Raw genomic sequence first — 19,502 nt, forward strand, 5'->3', positions numbered from 1 at the left:
CGGGCACCGGGCGGTCGGGTCAGCCCGAGAGGGTACGGCGGCTGCCGCGCATCCGCTGGCGGGGTTGCGGTGCGGCGGCCTTCGGCCGCTTCAGGTGATAGCGGTGCAACTCGTGGTGGCCGGGCAGGGACGGGTCCTCGCTCATCGCGACCAACTCCCAGCCCTGGTCACCAGCCCGGTTCAGGTGGGCCAGCGAGGTGTCGCCGTACGGTGTCACGTCGACCATCGAGCCGTCCGGGCCGTACCAGACGAAGACGACCTCCCAGCCGAGGTCGTTGGTCGCGGCCTGGCGGCGGCGGACCAGCAGGGCGTACTCCCACTTGAGCATGGGGTCATTCTCACCCCGGCCCGCCCCGCTGGCACGGATCAATCTTCGGCGATCCGCCCGCCGTCGACCCGCAGTCGCCGGTTGGTCTCAATGGCGGCCAGCATCCGTCGGTCGTGGGTGACGAGCAGCAGCGTTCCGGGGTAGCTGGCCAGCGCCGACTCAAGCTGCTCGATGGCGGGCAGGTCCAGGTGGTTGGTGGGCTCGTCGAGCACCAGCAGGTTGACCCCGCGCCCCTGGAGCAGTGCCAGCGCCGCCCGGGTCCGCTCACCGGGGGACAGGGTGGCGGCCGGGCGCGGCACGTGCGCCGCACGCAACCCGAACTTGGCCAGCAGGGTCCGCGCGTCCGCCGGCGACATGTGGGGTACGGCCGCGTGGAACGCGTCGATCAGCGGCGCGTCGCCGAGGAACAGCCCTCGGGCCTGGTCCACCTCGCCGACCACCACCCCGGGCCCGAGCGAGGCCGTGCCGGCGTCCAACGGGAGCCGCCCGAGCAGCGCGGCCAGCAGGGTGGACTTGCCCGAGCCGTTCGCCCCGGTCACCGCGACCCGGTCCGCCCAGTCGATCTGGAGGTCGACCGGGCCGAGGGTGAACCCGCCTCGGCGTACCACCGCGGAGCGCAGCGTGGCCACGACGGCGCCGGCGCGGGGCGCGGCGGCGATCTCCATCCGCAGCTCCCACTCCTTGCGGGGCTCCTCGACCACATCGAGCCGTTCGATCAGCCGTTCGGTCTGCTTGGCCTTGGCGGCCTGCTTCTCGCTCGCCTCGCTGCGGAACTTGCGGCCGATCTTGTCGTTGTCGGTGGCCTTGCGGCGGGCGTTCTTCACGCCCTTCTCCATCCACCCGCGCTGGGTGCGGGCGCGTGCCTCCAGCCCGGCCTTGGTGTCGGCGTACTCCTCGAAGTCCGCGCGGGCGTGCCGGCGCGCCACCTCGCGCTCCTCCAGATAGGCCGCGTAGCCGCCGCCGTAGTGGTGCACCTGCTGCTGGGGCAGGTCCAGCTCCACCACCCGGGTCACCGTGCGCAGGAGGAACTCCCGGTCGTGGCTGACCAGCACCGTGCCGGCCCGCAGCCCGGTCACGAACTCCTCCAACCGCTCCAGACCGGCCAGGTCCAGGTCGTTCGTCGGCTCGTCGAGCAGGAACACGTCGTACCGGCTGAGCAGCAGCGAGGCCAGCCCGGCACGGGCCGCCTGACCGCCGGACAACCCGGTCGTCGGGTGGTCCAGGTCGACCGCGAGCCCCAGGTCCGCGCTCACTTGCTCGGCGCGTTCGTCCAGGTCCGCGCCACCGAGGGCGAGCCAGCGCTCCAGCGCGTCGGCGTACGCGTCGTCGGCGCCCACCGCCCCGGCGGTCAGCGCCTCGGTCGCCGCGTCCAACGCCGCCTGCGCGGCGGTCACCCCGGTCCGCCGCGCCAGGAAGTCCCGCACGGTCTCGCCCGGTCGCCGTTCCGGCTCCTGCGGCAGGTGCCCGACGCTCGCGGTGGGCGGGCTGAGTCGCACGCTGCCGGCCTCGACCGGCAACAACCCGGCGAGGGTACGCAGCAGCGTCGACTTGCCGGCGCCGTTCGGCCCGACCAGGCCGATCACGTCACCGGGGGCGACCACCAGGTCCAGCCCGGAGAAGAGTGGGCGGTCGCCGTGCCCGGCGGCCAGGTCCTTGACGATCATCGTGGCGCTCATCAGGACGGCAGCCTATCCGGCTGCTGGCATACGAGCCGACGGCAGCGGGCAGACTCAACGGCGTGGTGACCACACTGGCGATCGACTGTGGCGGCGGGGGCATCAAGGCGTCCGTGCTCGACGAGGCGGGGACGATGCGGGCCCGACCGTTGCGGGTGCCGACCCCGTACCCGTTGCCGCCTGCGCTCTTCGTGCGGACCCTGCTGGATCTGGGCGGGCGTCTGCCGACGGCGGACCGGCTGACCGTCGGCGTACCGGGGATGATCCGGCACGGGGTGGTGGTGGCCACACCGCACTACGTGACCCGCAGCGGCCCGCGCAGCCGGGTGGACCCGGATCTGCTCGCCGAGTGGTCCGGCTGGGACGCGCGTGGCGCGCTGGCCGACGCGTTCGGGGTGCCGGCACTGGTACTCAACGACGCCGAGGTGCACGGTGCCGGGGTGGTCGCCGGCACCGGCTGCGAGCTGGTGCTGACCCTGGGGACGGGGCTGGGCAGCGCGCTCTACGACGGTGGGGTGCTCGCGCCGCACCTGGAGCTGTCGCACGCGCCGGTGCGCTGGGGCACCACCTACGACACGTACGTGGGTGAGCCGGAACGGCGGCGGCTCGGCGACGCGTTCTGGTCCCGGCGAATCAGGCAGGTGGTGGACGGGCTCCGCCCGGTGTTCCGCTGGGACCGGCTCTATCTGGGCGGGGGCAACTCCCGACTGATCCGGCCCGAGCAGTTGGCCCGGATGGGCGACGACGTGGTGGTGGTGCCGAACACGGCCGGGATTGTCGGCGGTGTCCGCGCCTGGGAGCTTTTCGCCGGACGCCGGGACGCCCGCACCTGACCTGATCTCGCCGGATCTCGACCCCGGGAACAGTCGCCAAACGGCCGGTGTTGTGCCAGCGTCGGAACAGGTGACGGTGCGACCCGAGGAGGTGGGCAGATGGATCTTCTGGCGGACTACCGGCGGGCGACCATGTTCTTCGAAACCGGTGACCCGAGCGGGGCGGCCCGACTGCTGGAGCCGATCGTCGCCGCCGAACCCGGCAACGCGGCGGTCCGGCAGTTGCTGGCCCGGGCGTACTTCCAGTCGGCCCAGCTCAACCGGGCCGAGGAGCACCTGCGCGAGTTGGTCGACCGGGATCCGAGCGACCACTACGCGCACCACGTGCTCGGTCGGACGCTGGAGCGGCTGAACCGACACACCGACGCGCTGCGGCACCTGCGGATCGCTGCCGCGATGTACGCGACGAACGACGACTACCGGATCGCGCTGGAGCGGGTGGAAACCCGGGTGGGCGGCACACGCTGAGCGTGGACCGGTGACGGTGCGAAGGGGCGGTCCTGCGGGACCGCCCCTTCGTCGTCCGGCGGGCGGGCCGCCGGGCGTGCCTAGGATGGCGGGCATGGGACCTGACCGGGCGGGGGCCGCGGCATGAAGCTCAAGCTGGACCTGCACGAGATCTTCAACAAGGGGCAGGACATCGACCGCGCGTTGCGCGGGATCATGGACGAGGCGGTGGCGAAGAAGGCCACCCTCGTCGAGATCATCCCCGGCAAGGGGTCGGGCCAGCTCAAGAAGCGGGTGCTGCGGTTCCTCGACCAGAAGGACGTCAAGCAGCTCTACCACCGCGTGGAGAAGGACTCCAAGAACTTCGGCCGACTATTCGTGCACTTCCGCTGGAAGTAGGAGCGCGAGACGTCCCTCAGCTGCGACGCGGGTGTGGGCCTTTCATACGCGGTGGCGTGGACCGGACCAGCTCGTCGGCTCCACATGGGGAAGAACCTCGCTGGCCAGCCACTCCAACGCCTCGCCCACCAGGCGGCCGTCAATGGGCATCCACAACGAGCACATCGTCACACCCGCGTCGGCGAGCTGGCGCAGGTCCTCGACTATCGCTTCGGTGGTGGCGTCGGTGCCGCCGAGCAGCCGGCCCGGCACTGGCCGGACCGCCGGAATTCCCTGCGGTACCAGGAACCCGACCGTGCTGATCTCGATCGTCGCCGGATCGCGTCCCGTACCGTCGGCAAGCTCCTCGATCCGGCGTCGGAAGAAGCGTGCGTCCTCGTGGTTGATGCCGGAGCCGTGCCAGCCGTCGCCGAACCGCAGCGCACGCCGGATCGCCGCGTCGCTGTGTCCGCCCACCCAGATCGGCGGCCCGCCGGGTCGGTGCGGTGGGACGCCGATGATCGCTTCGCGGAGGCCGGCGAACCTGTCATCCAGGTCCCCGGTGGTGCCGGACCAGAGGGCCTTCATGATTTCGAGACACTCGTCGGTCCGCTGGCCCCGGAGCCGGATCGGCACCCCGAGTGCGTCGAACTCCTGCGGATTCCATCCGGTGCCGACGGCGACCACCAGGCGACCCGCCGACATGACGTCCAGCGTCGCGAGCTGGTTGGCCAGCACCACGGGCCGGTAGTAGGGCAGGACCAGCACACTCGTCGCGATACCGATGTGGGTCGTCGCGCCGGCGATCGCCGCCAGAAGGACCACCGGATCGTGGCCAGCTCCGTGCGGGTTCTCCAGCACGTGGTTGGACATGAGGACATAGTCCAGACCGATCCGCTCGGCATCACGCGCTGCCCGGAGCATGGCGTCACCCCCGGCACGCGGCCACGCCTGCGGCTCGAGGGAGAGTCCGAATCTCATACCTGTCTCCTGACGATGATGGCGACATAGGAAACAGCGGTACCGCGGTCCACCGCCCGGTCAGACCGCGGGGACTCGGCATCGGCCGAGGCGCCCCGCTCCCAGGACGGGACCAGGCCCACCAGCACGGCACCGAGCACACAGGCGACCGCCGCCACCACGTAGGCGACGTGGTAGCCATGCAGGACACCGGCCTGCCCGTCGGCGTTGACCGTGGTCGTCGCCGCGACGACGACCAGGGCCGCCACACCGACGCTGGCGCCGACCTGCTGGGCGGTGACGTTCACGGCGCCTGCCACCCGGACAGCAGCGCGATGGCGGCGGGGCCGGACAGAGCCGCTCCCAGCCCCTGCATGCCCGGCAACGCGGCGTTGAGGACGTTCGTGCTGCCGATGTCGAGTGCGAGCGCTCCGGCGAGGACCGTCAGAGCCAGCCAGTGGCCGGGACGACAGGCCCGCATCGTTCTCGGTCTCAACGTCGTGTTCGATGGTCAAGACAAGCTCCTGACGGGGCGTTCCGGGCAGCGTCGAGCGGGCGGTCCGGTTCGCCGGTCCGCCCGTCGTACAGGAATTCAGTGGCTGTCGGGGGTGGCGCTGGCGAGAACCCGCTCGTCGGCCGCGAGGGTCCCGTCGCAGGCCATCGCCGTTTCGGTCTCCAGGATCTGCCTGGCGAGCCGCCTGCGCAGGTCCTGCAACGTGGCGATACGCCGGTCGAGGGCTCCGAGCCGGTCGGCGGCGATCCTGATGGCGTCGGGACACCTGGGCAGAGTGCTCAATGGCTGGTCGAGGCAGCCCATCTCGATCGAGAGCCGGATGTCCTCGACGGTCAGGCCGGATTCAAGCAGCTCACGAATGTTTCGGACTCTGACCACCGCCAATTCGTCGTACTCCCGATATCCGTTGGAGGCACGACGTGGAGCAATCAGGCCCTGTTGCTCGTAGTACCGCACGGACCTGGTGCTGACGCCGCAACTGTCGGCCAGCTCTCCGATACGCATTTCGATCACCCCCTCATGCCATGGCGATGCTAGAACATTGACACTGACGTCAAGGTCAATCATTGCGCCGGTTTTCACGATCGTGGGGAGCCCCATCGGAGACACCACTCCGATCGACCGCGCGTTCCAGGTCGCCGGAACGCACGGCGGTGGCGGCGAGGGTGAGGCTGGCCGTGTCGGCGTTGCCCCCGGCAAGCCCGCCCCCGCCCATCAGGCGATGGGCAGCCGGAGCACCTGCCCCGGCACCGGTCGACCCACGACGTAACGGATCTTGTAAAGGACGTGGTGGGACGCGAGGGCAGCATGTCCCGTGTCCGGCCATGTGCTCTACACATCGCCTAGCAGGTCCGAAGGACGCGCTCCACGTCCGCGCCTGCCTGAACGACCACGGCGTCGGCGCGAAGGTCCTCGGGTAGGTGGCACCGCTGATTTTCGTGTGCGAGCAGGGCGGGGCAGCCAGGTGGCAGCACAACGGCATCGGCGAGACCGACGAATGTGACGAGCATGTCGAGAATGGCGCCGCCAGAGAACCGGCTGATCATCAGACTCCGGAGCGTGTCGTCGGCAAGTTTGGCGTAGACGTCCGCGGTGCTGCCGTCGTCGGCGCTGATGTGCCAGTAGCTGTACTGCGGCTCCCGATGGTCGGCCCTGGGCGCGAAGACGGCCAGGAAGGCACTACCAGGCATCGGGGCGGCATCGCCCTGCTCGAACCGCTGAACGACCATGTCGTAGCTCACCGCAGGAAGTTAGCGCCTCGGGGCGACACCTAATCTAGGTAGACTGCTCCGAAGTAAGATTGAATCTAGCTTCGGGAGCGCCGATGTTCGTCGGGCGTCGTGCGGAACTCGACCTGCTCGGCCGGCAGCTTGATCAGGTGAAGCGCACCGGCGAGGGTCGCTCTGTCGCCATCCGTGGACGGCGGCAGGTGGGCAAGTCGCGGCTGGTACAGGAGTTGTGCGACCGGGTCGACCTGCCGTACTGCTTCTACACCGCGGTCAAGGGCGCGTCGAGCATCGAAGCGGTCGGCTATTTTCTCGGTGCCCTGCGCGACTCGTCGCTGCTCACCGCTGGCGGTCGTGATCTTCTGCCGTCCCAGCCGCCGGCCGGTGGCTGGGGAGACATGCTGCGGATCTTGGCGGGTGTCCTACCCGATACGCCGAGTGTGGTCGTCCTCGACGAACTGCCCTGGATCTCCGAGCAGGACGCGACGTTCGACGGGCACCTTCAGGTCGCCTGGGACCGGCTCATCTCCAGCAAGCCGGTGCTCCTGCTGCTGCTCGGCAGTGATCTGCACATGATGCAGCGATTCACCGAGTACGACCGGCCGTTCTACGGAAGGGCCACGAACATGGTCCTCGGCCCGTTCAATCCTGCCGAAACCGCCGCCGTGACCGGGTTGGGCGGCGCGGACGCGATCGATGCGTACCTGATCACCGGTGGGCTGCCCGGTATCGCCCTGGAGTGGTTGCCGGGAACGCCGCCCGCCGACTTCCTGAGTCAGGAAATTGCCAACAAGACGTCAGCTTTGTTCACCGTCCCTGAACAGTCCCTGGCGTCGGAGTTTCCCGCCCCGGACACTGCCCGGCGCATCTTGGAAGCGGTCGGCGGGACAGGTGGCCGCACGTTCAGCAACATCGCCGCCGCCGCCGGGGACCGGGGTGGCCCGGTCAGCTCCGGCACCCTGTCGCCGCTGCTGCATCGGCTCGTCGACGAGAAACAGATCCTTGCTGTCGACAAGCCGCTCTCCACAAAGCCCAGCAAATTGGCCCAGTATCGAATCGCCGACAGCAACCTGCGCCTGTACCTGGCCATTCTGCGAGATGTGCAGCAACTGGTTCTGCGTGATCGAACAGCTGCCGCTCGCGCCACCCTTGACAGTCGGTGGTCCGCCTGGCGGGGCAACGCCGTCGAGCCGATCATCCGCGACGCGCTGGCCATCTCCGCTGGCGCTGGCGATCTGCCCTGGAACGACACGTGGGAGGTCGGCGGCTGGTGGAACCGGCAGTCCAACCCGGAGATCGACCTTGTCGGAGCCGACCGCGCCCCGATCGCCTCCCACATCGCCTTCGCTGGCTCGATCAAGTGGCAGGACGGCCCCTTCGACCGGCACCATCTCGACGACCTGCGCCACCACGCCCCGATGATTCCGGGTTTTCAGCCCGGGACCAGCGGGCTGGTCGTCGTCAGCCGCTCTGGGGTCAACCTTCCGGCTGGGGCTGTGGACCTTGTCTGGGGGCCCGACGACATCGTGCGAGCGTGGTCGGTCTGATGCCGCCCCACTGGCCGCGTGCGGCGTGCCGCCGTTCGACGACCGGAGACTGTTGGTCGACACGATGACCCACCTGTGGGTGTCAGCCCTCTACGACTAGTGCGGTGGTCCGGCGGGAAGCAGTCTCCGCCGGACCACCGGATGGCCGGTCAGAAGGGGTACGTGCGGGCGACCGCCAGCATCTCGGAGCTGTGCGACCCGACGACGCCGACGCCCGGCGGTCGGGGGCGGAAGCCGGGCAGCGCGTCCAGCCCGTCGCTGGCGTCCATGGCCCGCAACGACACCTGCCCGGCGATGGGCCGCAGGGTCAGCGTGACCTCGATGCCGTCGGTGGGCGGGGCGTGGAACACCAGCCCGAAGCCCCACCTGCCCGCGCGGGGCTCCACCGGCACCGGCCGCCCGGCCACCTCGGCCCGCAGCACGGTGGCCGTCGAGGTGTCGACGTGCAGGGTGGCGAGCCGGACGGTCCGCTGCGGGGTGAGCCGCAGCCGCAGCGTGCGTTCGCCGCCGGAGGTGGTGTCGGCCAGCACGTCCAGCTTCGGCGCCGGCAGGTTGGCTGGCTGTGCGGTCCCGGCCCGCAACTCACCGCCGCCGAGCCCGGGGAAGTCGTCGCCGATGTCGGCCATTCCGTCCACGTAGCCGTCCGTCCACGACTGCGGGTCACTCTCGTGGCTGAGCCACCGTGCCTGTCCGGTGCCGGCGTCCATGGCGTACATCAGGTGGGTGGGCGTGGGATGGGCGGCGTCGAACCGGTCGACGCCCAGCCCGACCCCGGCGAGCACCACCGCCGCCACGGCGGCGGCCACGGCCGGCAGCAGGCCGAGCCGGCGGGCCCGCAACGCCCGCAGGCCGCGCTGGCCGCCGGCCTGCGGGTGCAGCAGGTCGACCACCGGCAGGGCGGTCAGGCCGAGCAGCACCGCGACGAGCGCGGCCACCCCGCCCATCGCCATCCCCAGCGCGGGAAAGAGCAGCACGACCGTGGGCAGCAGGATGACCACGCCGACCGCCGCGGCGGCGGTCACCGCCACCACCGGCCACGGCCCGGTCTGCCGGGTCCGCAGCGCGATCAGCCCACCGAGGGCGCCGGCCAGCGCCGGCAGGGTGGTGAGGTACGCCCCGCCGGGCACCGCCACGGCGAGCAGCACCCCGAGCAGGGCCAGCCAGGCCAGCCCGCCGACGGCCAGCGCGGCCGGGCCGATCCGGCGGCGCAGCAGCGCGTACCAGGCGAACACGATGGCGGCGGCGAGCGCCAGGACGGCCAACCGGTACCAGATCGGCCGGTACGGGTCGAGTAGTTCCGCGTACCCCGGTTGGATCGTGGTGATCGCCAGCCAGAGCAGTTGGGCGGCGGCCGGCGCGGCGATGATCGGCACCAGGGCCAGCGCGAAACCGGCGGCCAGCCGGCCGGTGCTGGCCCGGCCGCTGCGGCGGGTCAGCCAGCCCAGCGCGGCCACCGCCGCCACCGCGAGCAGGGCCAGCGGCAGGATGAGCCAGCCCGGGTAGCGGGCCAGCCCACCGGGGACCGGGAAGTACGTCGCGTCGTGCCTGGAGCGCAGGTCGGCCAGGTCGGTCCGGCCGAACTCCCGGGCCAGACCCAGTGCGTTGTCCCCGTGCTGTTGGAGGCTGCCCCGGTCCATGGCCGCCGGTGTGTCCAGCGGCGTGTGGTAGATCGCGCCGCCGTCGATGTACGCCGAGTTCAGCCCGACGAACTTCTGGTCCAGGAACGCGGTGAAGTCGGTGTCGTTGGGCAGCGCCCGGTAGATCTCCACCGCGAACGAGGTGCCGACCGGGTGCGGGGCGGCCCGGCCGAAGACGTCAACGAGTTTCGCGTTGTTCCGGGACGTCTCGAACATGATCACCGGCCCGGTGGAGCCCCGCGCCTCCAGGTTGAGCACCACCCCGCCGTCGGCGGCCAGCGGGTGGCTGGCGGCGAACGCGGACGCCCCGCAGAGGCACGCCTCCTCGGCGTCGGTCAACACGAAGACGATGTCGTTGCGGGGCCGCGGGCCGGTGGTCAGCGCGCGGGCCACCTCCAGGATGGTCGAGGTGCCGGCCGCGTCGTCGTTGCCGCCCGGCCCGGTCTGCACCGAGTCGTAGTGGGCGACCAGGAAGACCCGGCCGGTCGAGTCGGTGCCGGGCAGCCGGGCCACCACGTTGCGGACCCGGGCCACTGTCGCCCCGCCCGCCGCCCCGCTGAGTTGACCGGCCTCCGGAGCCACGGTGTCCTGCACCTCGGTCTCCAGGCCCAACCCGCGCAGCTGCTGTTCGAGGTGCGCGCGGACCTGGTCGTTGGCCGAGCTGCCGGCGACGTGCGGCCGGGCGGCGATCACCTGGACGTGCTCGTACGCCCGGCCGGCGCTGAACTCGCCCACCGGGGCGTCCGCCGGCTTCGGCGTCGGCGTGCGCAGGTCGAGCAGGCTGCCGGCGCCGACGGCGGCCAGCGCCACGAGCGCCGCCGCGGCGGCCACGAGCCGCCGGTGCGGCCGGGTCAGCGCGCGGTCCGCAGGGGGTACGCCCGGAGTCGCGCGGGCCGGCGTGCGGGTCGTGGCCGGGGTGGGGGGTGCGCCCACGGAAACTCCTCGGGGGGTGGTGGGGCCTGGGGTGGCACCATCCTGCCTTTCGGGGGCCCGGGGCGGGACGGCCGATCGGCTGCCTCTCCCTGGGCGGGCAGTGATGCGCCCCATCCCCGCCCGTGCCGTGGGCATCGTGTTGTGTGCGACCGTTGTCTAATACAGGATCAGCAGGGCACTCGGAAGGAGCCCGACATCACCAGCGAACTCCCGCGTCTCGCGGCGGTGACCCGGCCGCACCGGGGGTCCGGCTCGACCGGGTCCCCAGTTGCGCCGTACCCGCACGGTGGCCTGGCGCGGCACGCCGACCTGCCGCCCGGCGAGCGGTTGCGGGTGCTGCTGGTGGAGGACGACGAGGGCGACGCCTTCCTGGTCGGAGAGCTCCTCGCCGAGACCAACTCGATGATCGACCTGTTGGTCGCCACCAGCCTTCGCGCGGCCCGCGAGCGGATCAACGACGTCGACTGCGTCCTGCTCGACCTGGGCCTGCCCGACGCACAGGGGCTGGACGGGCTGCGCCAGGTGCTGGAGATGTCCAGCGGTGCCGCGGTCTGCGTGCTCACCGGCCGCTCGGACGAGCACCTGGGCGTCGTGGCGGTCGCCGAGGGCGCACAGGACTACCTGGTCAAGGGTCAGGTCGACGGTGTGCTGCTGACCCGGGCGCTGCGCTACGCCGTGGAGCGCAAGCGCGCCGACGAGAACGCCCGCCGGCTGCGCGAGGTCGAGCTGCGCCAGGCCGAGTCGGCCCGACTCGAACGTGGCCTGCTGCCCCAGCCGCTGATGACGACCGACCAGGTGGCGGTGCACACCTTCTACCGGCCGGGCCGGCACGCCGCGCTGATCGGCGGGGACTTCTACGACGTGGTGCAGACCCGTCCGGACCGTCTCGACCTGATCGTCGGCGACGTCTGTGGGCACGGGGTGGACGAGGCCGCGCTCGGCGTCGAGCTGCGGGTGGCCTGGCGGGCCCTGGTGCTCGCCGGTGTGCCGGACGACGAGGTGCTGCCCGCGCTGGAGCAGGTGCTGATGAGTGAGCGCCGCCTGCAGGAGATCTTCGCGACGGTGGCCACGACCAGGCTGGACCTGGACGCCAACCGCGCAACAGTCCGACTCGCCGGGCACCCGCCGCCGCTGCTGCTCTCCGGCGGCCGGGTCGCCCCGGTGCCCGCGCCCGGCGGCCTGCTGCTGGGCGTACGACCCCGCCGGCCGATCGCCTACGACCTGGAGTTCGACACCGATGACTGGTCCCTGCTGATGTACACCGACGGGCTCATCGAGGGGAGGGTGGGCGTCGGTAACGAGCGACTCGACGTGCCGGGCCTGAGCGGGCTGCTGGACGAGCCGGCCAACCGCGAGGTGTCACTGCCCGCCCTGCCGGCCTGGCTGGTCGGCCGAGCCGAGCAGATCAACGGCGGCCCGCTCGCCGACGACGTGGCCATGCTGCTGGTGAGCCGGGGTGGTGGCCGGTGAAGCCGGTGATTGGCGGCTGGAGTCTGCGCCGTCGGGTCATCACGCTGCTCACCGTCGTGGGGCTGCTGCTGATCGCCCTGGCCGCCGCGGAGGCGACCATGGCCGCCCGCAACCGCACCCAGATCGATGCCGTGCTCAACGAGACCGGCCCGCTGCGGGTGCAGTCGCAGGAGCTGCTCAACGCGCTGCTCGACCAGGAGACGGCGATCCGTGGGTACGCGGTCAGCGGTGACCAGGACGACCTGAACCCCTATCGGGAGGGGCTCGCCCAGGAGAAGAGCGTCGTCGTCTCGATGCGGGCGCTGCTCGACGACTATCCACAGATCAGCCAGGAGTTGCGGATAGTCGAGGAGCGCACCGCGCAGTGGCGGCAGTCGGTGGCCGAGCCGGTGATCACCACCACCGAGCGCAGCGGCACCAGCGCGGGTCAGGCACTCGTCACCGAGCGTGCCCGGCAGCAGTTCGACGAGGTGCGCTCGGCGGTGAACGACCTCCAGGAGGAGGTCCTGGCCGCCCGGGAGCAGACCGCCGACAACGTACGCACCAGCAGCAACGTGCTTGTCGTCCTGCTGATCGTGGCCGCCCTGGTGGTGGTCGTGGCCGGCGCGGTGCTGCTGCTCTCACTGGACCGGATGGTGGTCCGGCCACTGACCGGCCTGGCCACGCAGGTTCGCGAGGTCGCCGAGGGCGACTACCAGCACCGCATCGCCACCACCGGCCCGCCGGAGTTCATCCAGCTCGGCGACGACGTGGACGCGATGCGCCAGAAGATCGCCGCCGACCTGGCCGAGGTGCGGGCCGCCCGCGAGCGGATCGAGTGGGTCAACAGCCAGCTTCAGAAGCAGGCCGAGGAGTTGACCCGGTCCAACCGCGACCTGGAGCAGTTCGCGTACGTGGCCTCGCACGACCTGCAGGAGCCGCTGCGCAAGGTGGCCAGCTTCTGCCAGTTGCTCCAGCGCCGCTACGCCGGGCAGCTCGACGAGCGGGCCGACCAGTACATCGCCTTCGCGGTGGACGGCGCGCAGCGGATGCAGCGCCTGATCAACGACCTCCTCGCGTTCTCCCGGATCGGTCGGCTCACCACCGGCTTCGTCGAGGTCGACCTCAACAAGGTGATGGGCGACGTGGCCGGCCAGACCGAGGCCGCCCGGCAGTACGCCGACGCCGAGCTGACCTGGACCGACCTGCCGGTGATCTCGGGTGAGGAACCACTGCTCACCAACCTGCTGGCCAACCTGGTCAGCAACGCGATCAAGTTCCGCCGCGCGGACGTCGCGCCAGCGGTGCACGTCTCGGCTCGGCTGGTGGGCTCCGAGTGGGAGATCAGCTGCCAGGACAACGGCATCGGGATCGAGCCGGAGTTCGCCGACAAGATCTTCGTGATCTTCCAGCGGCTGCACTCGAAGGACGCGTACCCGGGCACGGGCATCGGGTTGGCCATCGTCAAGAAGATCGTCGAATATCACGGTGGTCGGGTCTGGGTGGACACCTCCGTGCCGGAGGGCACCGCGATCCGGTTCACGCTGCCGGCGCTTCCCGGGGACCTGGAGGCGGCTGCCGCCGCCGACTCGTCGGAGCAGCAGTCGGCCCTGACGGCGGGCGACGCCACGCCCTCGAACGAGGCTCCGGCAGCGCCGACGGAGCAGTCCGGGGGGTCGGACCGCCCGGACCGGGCCGACGGGTCGCCGGAAGGCGGTAGAACGGGTGACATGAGGGAGACGGTGGGATGACCGCGCCGGCGGATGGCAAGAGCCCGATCGAGGTCCTGCTTGTCGAGGACGACCCGGGTGACGTGCTGATGACCCAGGAGGCGTTCGAGGAGCACAAGCTGCGTAACCGGCTGACCGTCGTCTCCGACGGCGCCGAGGCGCTCGCCTACCTGCGGCGGGAGGGCCAGTACGCGGACGCCGTCGCACCGGACCTGATTCTGCTCGACCTCAACCTGCCCCGGCGCGACGGCCGGGAGGTGCTGGAAGAGATCAAGAACGATCCGGAACTGCGTCGGATTCCGGTGGTGGTGCTCACCACCTCGCAGGCCGACGAGGACATCCTGCGCAGCTACCAGCTGCACGCCAACGCCTACGTGACCAAGCCGGTGGACTTCGAGCGCTTCATCTCGGTGGTCCGCCAGATCGACGAGTTCTTCGTCAGCGTGGTCAAGCTGCCGCCGCGTGGCTGACACCCTGCTCGACGACGTTGGCGACCTGCTGCGGGAGGCCGCCGACCAGGTCGTCGTGCCACTGTTCCGCAAGCTCGACGACGCCGACGTGTCGGAGAAGGCACCCGGTGAGGTGGTCACCGTCGCCGACCGCCGGGCCGAAGAGCTGCTGTCGGCGGGGTTGCGCCGGCTGCGGCCAGGTTCGACGGTGGTCGGTGAGGAGGGCGTCGCCGACGATCCGGGGTTGCTGCGGCACCTGCGCGACGCCGGTGACGTCTGGCTGGTCGACCCGGTCGACGGCACCGCCAACTTCGCCGCCGGTCGCCGACCGTTCGCGCTGATGGTGTCGCTGCTGACCGACGGTCGGCCGACCGCCGGCTGGATCCTCGACCCACTCGCCGACACCCTCGCGGCCGGCTGGGCGGACGACGGCACCCTGCTCAACGGCCAGCCGGTGGACGGCACCATCTCGGTGCCGCCACTCGGCGAGCTGCGGGGCGCGGCGATGACCCAGTTCCTGCCGCCGGAGACCCGTGACCGGGTCCGCGCCGGCGGCCGGCAGCTCGGTGAGCTGCTGCCCGGCCAGCACTGCGCCGGCCGGGAGTATCTGGACATCCTCACCGGCGAGCAGCAGTTCGTCCTCTTCTGGCGCACCCTGCCGTGGGACCATGCCCCGGGCACCGTGCTGGTCCGTGCGGCCGGTGGCGTCGCCCGCCGGTTCGACGGCGTCGACTACCACCCCGCCGACGACGGCCGTGGTCTGCTCGTCGCCGCCAACGAGGAAGTCTGGACCGAGGTGCGCGACGCCCTCCTCGGCGACTGATCCGCGCACCGCGCGACGGCTGATTCGCGCGCTGCGCGACGGTGCCGGGACGCTGCGTCGACATCTGGGCATGCCGGCGGTCAGGGGGCTGGTCAGCGGCCCACAGTCCGGTATCGTGACCGGCGGTCTCCGCCAGCAGGCCGCCGACCGGCGCCGGCGGGGACGCCGCCGCGCAGTTGTTCACCGGGGGCCGGCGGTCGACGGAAGGACGCTTTCGTGCCCAGGACCAGGCTCAGCCCGCGGCTCGGTCGCCGCGCTCTGTTCGCCCTGCTCGCCGCCGTCGCGCTGGTGCTCGGCGGTGCCGCCGTGCCGGCGTACGCCGAGCCCGGCGAGGGTGGCAGCAAGAAGCTGCAGGACGCGTTGGAGCTGACTGCCAAGGGGCACATCGAGGCCAAGGCGAAGCTCGACAACTCCAAGCGCCGCCAGACGGCGTTGACCGGCGAGTTGACGGCGATCGAGGGCCGCATGGGTGGGCTCACCGAGCAGGTCGGCGAGGTGGCCGCACAGTCCTACCGGATCGGTCGGCTCGGCCCGGCGTCGATGCTGCTCAACACCGCCACGCCGCAGGCGTTCCTGGAACGTGCGAGCGACCTCGACCTGATGGCCCAGCGGGACAGCAAGCGGCTGCGTGATCTCGTCGACGCCCGGGAGCAGGCGCAACAGGCGAAGGTCGCCATCGACGCGGAGGTCCGCGAGCAGCAGAAGCAGCTCGCCGTGATGGCGAAGAAGAAGAAGGAGGCCGAGGCGGCACTCGCCGAGGTCAGCTCGGGCAGCAGCAACGGTTTCAGCGGCGGCAGCTCCGCCTCGGCGAAGCCGGCACCGCGCAACTCCGACGGATCCTGGCCATCGGAGTCGTGCTCGGTGAAGGACCCGACCACCTCCGGCTGCATCACCCCGCGCACCCTCAACGCGCTCAAGCAGACCCAGGCGGCCGGCTACAAGCGGCACGTCTCCTGCAAGCGTGAAGGTGGCGGCGGCGAGCACCCGAAGGGGCGTGCCTGCGACTTCGCCGCAGCCACCAACGGCTTCGAGGATCGCAACGCGACAGGCGGCGACAAGGCGTACGGCGACAGCCTGGCCGCCTGGCACGTGCGCAACGCCGAACGACTGGGTGTGCTCTACGTGATCTGGTACCGGCAGATCTGGCATCCCGGCACCGGGTGGCGGTCGTACAGCGGCAGCGGCAGTCCCGCCGCGTCCCACACGAACCACGTTCATCTATCGCTGTACTGACCCTGAACGCCAGCTTCGCTGCGTACCATCGCGACGATGAGTTCCCCAACGCCCGACGTCGCGGCCCCGCCGGCCGCCGCGGCCCCGTCCGTGCCGGTCACCGGCCGGGCGCTGCCCAACGGCCTGGCCGCCTTCCTGGTCTTCTTCTCCAGCGGTGCCGTGCTGGTGTTGGAGACCGTCGCGCTGCGCCTGGTCGGCCCGTACGTCGGGGTGACCCTCCAGGTGACCAGCTCGGTGATCGGCGTCGCGCTGGCCGCGATCGCCTATGGGGCATGGACCGGCGGCTGGCTGGCCGACCGGCGCAACCCGCGCGGTCTGCTGGCCCCGGCGCTGGTTCTGGCCGGCATCGCCACCGCCATCACCCTGCCCGTGGTCCGGTACGCCGGAGAGGTGCTGCGTGGTGGCGCGGCCAGCGGCATCCTGCTCCTGGTCTCGCTAGCCGTGTTCGTGCCGGCCGCGCTGTTGGCCGCGGTCACCCCGTTGGTCGTGAAGCTTCAACTGGCCGACCTGCGCCGCACCGGCCAGGTGGTCGGTCGACTCTCCGGGATCGGCACCCTGGGCGGCATCACCGCCACCCTGCTCACCGGCTTCGTGCTGGTCGCCGCCCTGCGCAGCACTGTCATCCTGCTGACCCTGGCGATCGCGCTCGGGCTGGTCGGCATCGGCCTCGGCTGGTATCTGCGCCGGCAGGAGCCCACCGAGCTGCCCGGTCCGGCCCGGACCCGGGCCGCGCTGGCCGTGCTCGGCCTGGTCGGGGCGGGGCTCGCCACCGTGGCACCGAACCCGTGCGACATCGAGACGGCGTACCACTGCGCCCGGGTCACCACCGACCCGAACCGGCCCACCGGCCGGACGCTGCTGCTCAACTCGGCCCAGCACTCGTACGTGGACCTCGCGGACACGAAACACCTGGAGTACGCGTACACGAAGTGGATCGGCGCCGTCGCGGACGTCGCCGCGCCGGCCGGTCAGCGGCTGGACGCGCTGCACCTGGGCGGCGGCGGATTCACCGTGCCGCGCTACCTGACCGCCACCCGGGCGGGCACCGACAACGTGGTGTTCGAGATCGACGGCGGGCTGGTCGAGCTGGGCGAGCAGGAGCTGGGCGTACGGACCGGGCCGGAGCTGCGGGCGGTGGTGGGCGACGCCCGGCTGCTGGTCGCCGGCGAGCCGACGGACAGCCGAGACCTGGTGGTCGGTGACGCGTTCGGTCACCTGGTGGTGCCCTGGCACCTGGCGACCCGGGAGATGGCCGCCGAGGTCCGGCGGGTGACCCGCCCCGGCGGCGTGTACGTGCAGAACGTCATCGACTACCCGCCGCTGCGGTTCATCCGCGCCGAGTTGGCCACGGTGACCGCCGAGTTCCGGCACGTCGCGTTGATCGCGCCGCCGGAGGCGCTCGCCGAGGAGCAGGGCGCCAACTTCCTCATCGTCGGCTCCGACGCGCCGCTGCCACTGGAAGCCGTGCGGGCCCGGCTGGCCGAGGTGGACCCGAAGGTCAGCCTGCTCTCCGGCACCGAACTGACGAACTTCGTCGGCGGGGCGCTGGTGTTGACCGACGACTACGCCCCGGTGGACCAACTGCTGGCCACCGCCTGAACGGGTGACAATCCTGACCGATTCCGATACTCCAGGTGTAGGTTGTTTGATCCTGGGCAACAACGGTCACCATGGGCGGTGGGGACCGAAACAGCGCGCAGCTCCTCGATGAGCGGTACCGGTTGATCGAGCAGCTCGGCGCGGGCGGCATGTCGGTGGTGTGGCGCGGCTACGACGAGGTGCTCGGCCGCCAGGTCGCGGTGAAGGTGTTGGCCTCCAGGCTGGCCAGCGACCGGGCCTTCCGCCACCGGATCCGGATCGAGGCGCAGGCCGCCGCACGACTCTGCCACCCCAACATCACCAACGTGTACGACTACGGCGAGTCCGAGCAGGTCGGCCTGACCGTGCCGTACGTGGTGATGGAGCTGGTCGACGGCACCTCGCTGGCCAGCCGCCTCGGCCGGGAGAGCCAACTGCCCTGGCGGGAGGCGGTGACGATCGGCGCGGAGGTCAGCTCGGCGTTGACCACCGCGCACGCCCGGGGCGTGGTGCACCGCGACGTCACCCCGGGCAACGTCATGCTCACCTCCACCGGGGTCAAGGTCGTCGACTTCGGCATCTCCGCCCTCGTGGGGGAGAGCGAGAAGGGGCCGGACGGCGCGCTGTTGGGCACACCCGCGTACCTCGCCCCGGAACGGCTGGACAACGGCCAGGTGTCCCCGGCCACCGACGTGTACGCCGTCGGGCTGCTGCTCTACCGGATGCTCACCGGCCGGCTGCCGTGGCAGGCCACGACGACCACCCAGATGTTGCGCGCACACATGTACACCGACCCGGAGCCGATGCCCACAGTCGAGGGGTTGCCCGACGAGGTGACCGAGCTGGTGGGGCGCTGCCTGGCGAAGCGGCCCGCCGATCGACCGGCCTCCGCCGAGCTGACCCGGATCCTCTCCGACGCGGCCGGCATGCTCGCGGCGGTGCCGGTCTCCCCGGCCACCGGCCCCGTGGACCCGGCCCTGCTGAGCAGCGCGCGGACCACGATTCTGCCCTGGTCGGCGGCGACCGACGCGATGCCGCTGCCGCGTACCCGGGAACGGAACCGGCTGGCCCGGCAGCGGGTGACCCGGCGTCGGCGGGTGGAGGCCGGAGTGGCAGCCGTCGGGCTGATCGCGGTCACCGGCGTGATGTGGGGGTTCACCTCGCGCAGCCCGGCCAACGGCGAGGGCCGGCCGACGACCGAGGCCCGGATGGGTCTGCCGGCCGCGGCGCCCTGCGAGGTGGCGTACGCGCTGCGGACGGACTCCGGCACCGACTTCGCCGCCGACCTGACACTGACCAACACCGGTGACCGGGAGCTGCGGGACTGGGCGATGAGTTTCAGCTTCCCCGGTCAGCAGACGGTGACGAAGGCGGAACCCGCACCGGTGCACCAGCAGGGGAGCACCGTGGTGATCCGGCCGGCGGCCCAACGCAACACGCTGGCCCCCGGCGCGGCCGAGAAGCTCACCCTCACCGGAACGTACAGCGGGACCAACCCGCTGCCGGTGGAGTTCCGGCTCGGCGAGGTGACCTGCGGGGTGCGTGTCTCCGGGGTCGCCGGCAGCACGCCGTCCACGGCCCCGCCGCCCAAGCCGGCCGCGACAAAGGCCCCGCCGAAGAAGACGACTGTGCGTGCCGGCACCGGCGGCGGTGCGCCGAAGGCCAAGCCGCCGACGGCGCCCAAGGGCCCGGCGAAGGCGAAGGCCGCAGGCTCGGGTGGTGGTCCGGGAAAAGCGCCACACTGACCGGTGGGCGTGGTCA

The 19,502-nt window shown here is 71.6% G+C and carries 19 protein-coding genes; 11 read left to right on the plus strand and 8 right to left on the minus strand.

The window, feature by feature from the left end; genetic code table 11:
- Positions 1-19: 19 nt before the first annotated feature.
- Complete coding sequence (locus tag AB0B57_RS12705) at positions 20-328, minus strand: hypothetical protein (RefSeq protein WP_357068365.1); 309 nt, start codon at positions 326-328, stop codon at positions 20-22.
- Between the two features lie 38 nt (positions 329-366).
- Entirely contained in the window at positions 367-2,004 is a 1,638-nt protein-coding gene (locus tag AB0B57_RS12710; RefSeq protein WP_357068367.1) for an ABC-F family ATP-binding cassette domain-containing protein, read from the minus strand.
- A 62-nt stretch (positions 2,005-2,066) separates the two neighbouring features.
- Between AB0B57_RS12710 and AB0B57_RS12715 the strand changes: the two genes are divergently transcribed.
- The 3 genes from AB0B57_RS12715 (at position 2,067) to AB0B57_RS12725 (ending at position 3,683) form a co-directional block, all read left to right on the plus strand.
- Positions 2,067-2,837: an ROK family protein gene (locus tag AB0B57_RS12715; RefSeq protein WP_357068369.1), complete on the plus strand. Its 771-nt coding sequence runs from the start codon at positions 2,067-2,069 to the stop codon at positions 2,835-2,837.
- A gap of 99 nt (positions 2,838-2,936) precedes the next feature.
- Positions 2,937-3,305 (plus strand): tetratricopeptide repeat protein, encoded by a 369-nt coding sequence (locus AB0B57_RS12720; RefSeq protein WP_357068371.1) that lies wholly within the window; start codon positions 2,937-2,939, stop codon positions 3,303-3,305.
- Between the two features lie 123 nt (positions 3,306-3,428).
- Positions 3,429-3,683 carry a Smr/MutS family protein gene (locus tag AB0B57_RS12725; protein WP_007465523.1) on the plus strand — a complete coding sequence of 85 codons (255 nt, stop codon included), beginning with the start codon at positions 3,429-3,431 and terminating at the stop codon, positions 3,681-3,683.
- Between the two features lie 42 nt (positions 3,684-3,725).
- Here AB0B57_RS12725 and AB0B57_RS12730 read toward each other — a convergent pair whose 3' ends face one another.
- From AB0B57_RS12730 to AB0B57_RS12750, 5 genes are all read right to left on the minus strand, one after another.
- Positions 3,726-4,643, minus strand: coding sequence for a TIGR03619 family F420-dependent LLM class oxidoreductase (locus AB0B57_RS12730; protein ID WP_357068373.1), 918 nt, complete (start codon positions 4,641-4,643; stop codon positions 3,726-3,728).
- The gene (locus tag AB0B57_RS12735) at positions 4,640-4,930 is read right to left on the minus strand and encodes a hypothetical protein (RefSeq protein WP_357068375.1); all 291 of its coding nucleotides are present in this window, start codon (positions 4,928-4,930) and stop codon (positions 4,640-4,642) included. The genes AB0B57_RS12730 and AB0B57_RS12735 overlap by 4 nt, the downstream gene beginning before the upstream one ends.
- Positions 4,927-5,103: a hypothetical protein gene (locus AB0B57_RS12740; protein WP_357068377.1), complete on the minus strand. Its 177-nt coding sequence runs from the start codon at positions 5,101-5,103 to the stop codon at positions 4,927-4,929. The genes AB0B57_RS12735 and AB0B57_RS12740 overlap by 4 nt, the downstream gene beginning before the upstream one ends.
- A gap of 111 nt (positions 5,104-5,214) precedes the next feature.
- Positions 5,215-5,736, minus strand: a complete 522-nt coding sequence (locus tag AB0B57_RS12745; protein WP_357068379.1) for a MerR family transcriptional regulator — start codon at positions 5,734-5,736, stop codon at positions 5,215-5,217.
- A 242-nt stretch (positions 5,737-5,978) separates the two neighbouring features.
- A complete protein-coding gene (locus tag AB0B57_RS12750) occupies positions 5,979-6,377 on the minus strand; it encodes a hypothetical protein (protein WP_357068381.1) in 399 nt (132 codons plus the stop codon).
- Positions 6,378-6,460: 83 nt separating this feature from the next.
- Here AB0B57_RS12750 and AB0B57_RS12755 point away from each other — a divergent pair, with 83 nt between their 5' ends.
- The gene (locus tag AB0B57_RS12755; RefSeq protein WP_357068383.1) at positions 6,461-7,909 is read left to right on the plus strand and encodes an ATP-binding protein; all 1,449 of its coding nucleotides are present in this window, start codon (positions 6,461-6,463) and stop codon (positions 7,907-7,909) included.
- A gap of 149 nt (positions 7,910-8,058) precedes the next feature.
- Here AB0B57_RS12755 and AB0B57_RS12760 read toward each other — a convergent pair whose 3' ends face one another.
- Positions 8,059-10,377, minus strand: coding sequence for a M28 family peptidase (locus AB0B57_RS12760; RefSeq protein WP_357068461.1), 2,319 nt, complete (start codon positions 10,375-10,377; stop codon positions 8,059-8,061).
- Positions 10,378-10,704: 327 nt separating this feature from the next.
- Between AB0B57_RS12760 and AB0B57_RS12765 the strand changes: the two genes are divergently transcribed.
- From AB0B57_RS12765 to AB0B57_RS12795, 7 genes are all read left to right on the plus strand, one after another.
- Positions 10,705-11,949, plus strand: a complete 1,245-nt coding sequence (locus tag AB0B57_RS12765; protein WP_357068385.1) for a fused response regulator/phosphatase — start codon at positions 10,705-10,707, stop codon at positions 11,947-11,949.
- Complete coding sequence (locus AB0B57_RS12770; RefSeq protein ID WP_357068387.1) at positions 11,946-13,679, plus strand: ATP-binding protein; 1,734 nt, start codon at positions 11,946-11,948, stop codon at positions 13,677-13,679. The genes AB0B57_RS12765 and AB0B57_RS12770 overlap by 4 nt, the downstream gene beginning before the upstream one ends.
- Positions 13,676-14,128: a response regulator gene (locus tag AB0B57_RS12775; protein ID WP_007465485.1), complete on the plus strand. Its 453-nt coding sequence runs from the start codon at positions 13,676-13,678 to the stop codon at positions 14,126-14,128. Before AB0B57_RS12770 ends, AB0B57_RS12775 begins: the two co-directional genes overlap by 4 nt.
- Positions 14,121-14,930: an inositol monophosphatase gene (locus AB0B57_RS12780; protein ID WP_357068390.1), complete on the plus strand. Its 810-nt coding sequence runs from the start codon at positions 14,121-14,123 to the stop codon at positions 14,928-14,930. Before AB0B57_RS12775 ends, AB0B57_RS12780 begins: the two co-directional genes overlap by 8 nt.
- Before the next feature lie 216 nt (positions 14,931-15,146).
- A complete protein-coding gene (locus AB0B57_RS12785; RefSeq protein ID WP_357068392.1) occupies positions 15,147-16,163 on the plus strand; it encodes a hypothetical protein in 1,017 nt (338 codons plus the stop codon).
- A 36-nt stretch (positions 16,164-16,199) separates the two neighbouring features.
- On the plus strand, positions 16,200-17,762 hold the full coding sequence (locus AB0B57_RS12790) for a fused MFS/spermidine synthase (protein WP_357068394.1): 1,563 nt from the start codon (positions 16,200-16,202) through the stop codon (positions 17,760-17,762).
- Between the two features lie 71 nt (positions 17,763-17,833).
- Positions 17,834-19,486: a protein kinase gene (locus AB0B57_RS12795; RefSeq protein ID WP_357068396.1), complete on the plus strand. Its 1,653-nt coding sequence runs from the start codon at positions 17,834-17,836 to the stop codon at positions 19,484-19,486.
- Positions 19,487-19,502: the final 16 nt, after the last annotated feature.

The organism is Micromonospora sp. NPDC049101 (assembly GCF_040648675.1).
In the GTDB taxonomy this organism is placed as follows: Bacteria; Actinomycetota; Actinomycetes; order Mycobacteriales; family Micromonosporaceae; genus Micromonospora.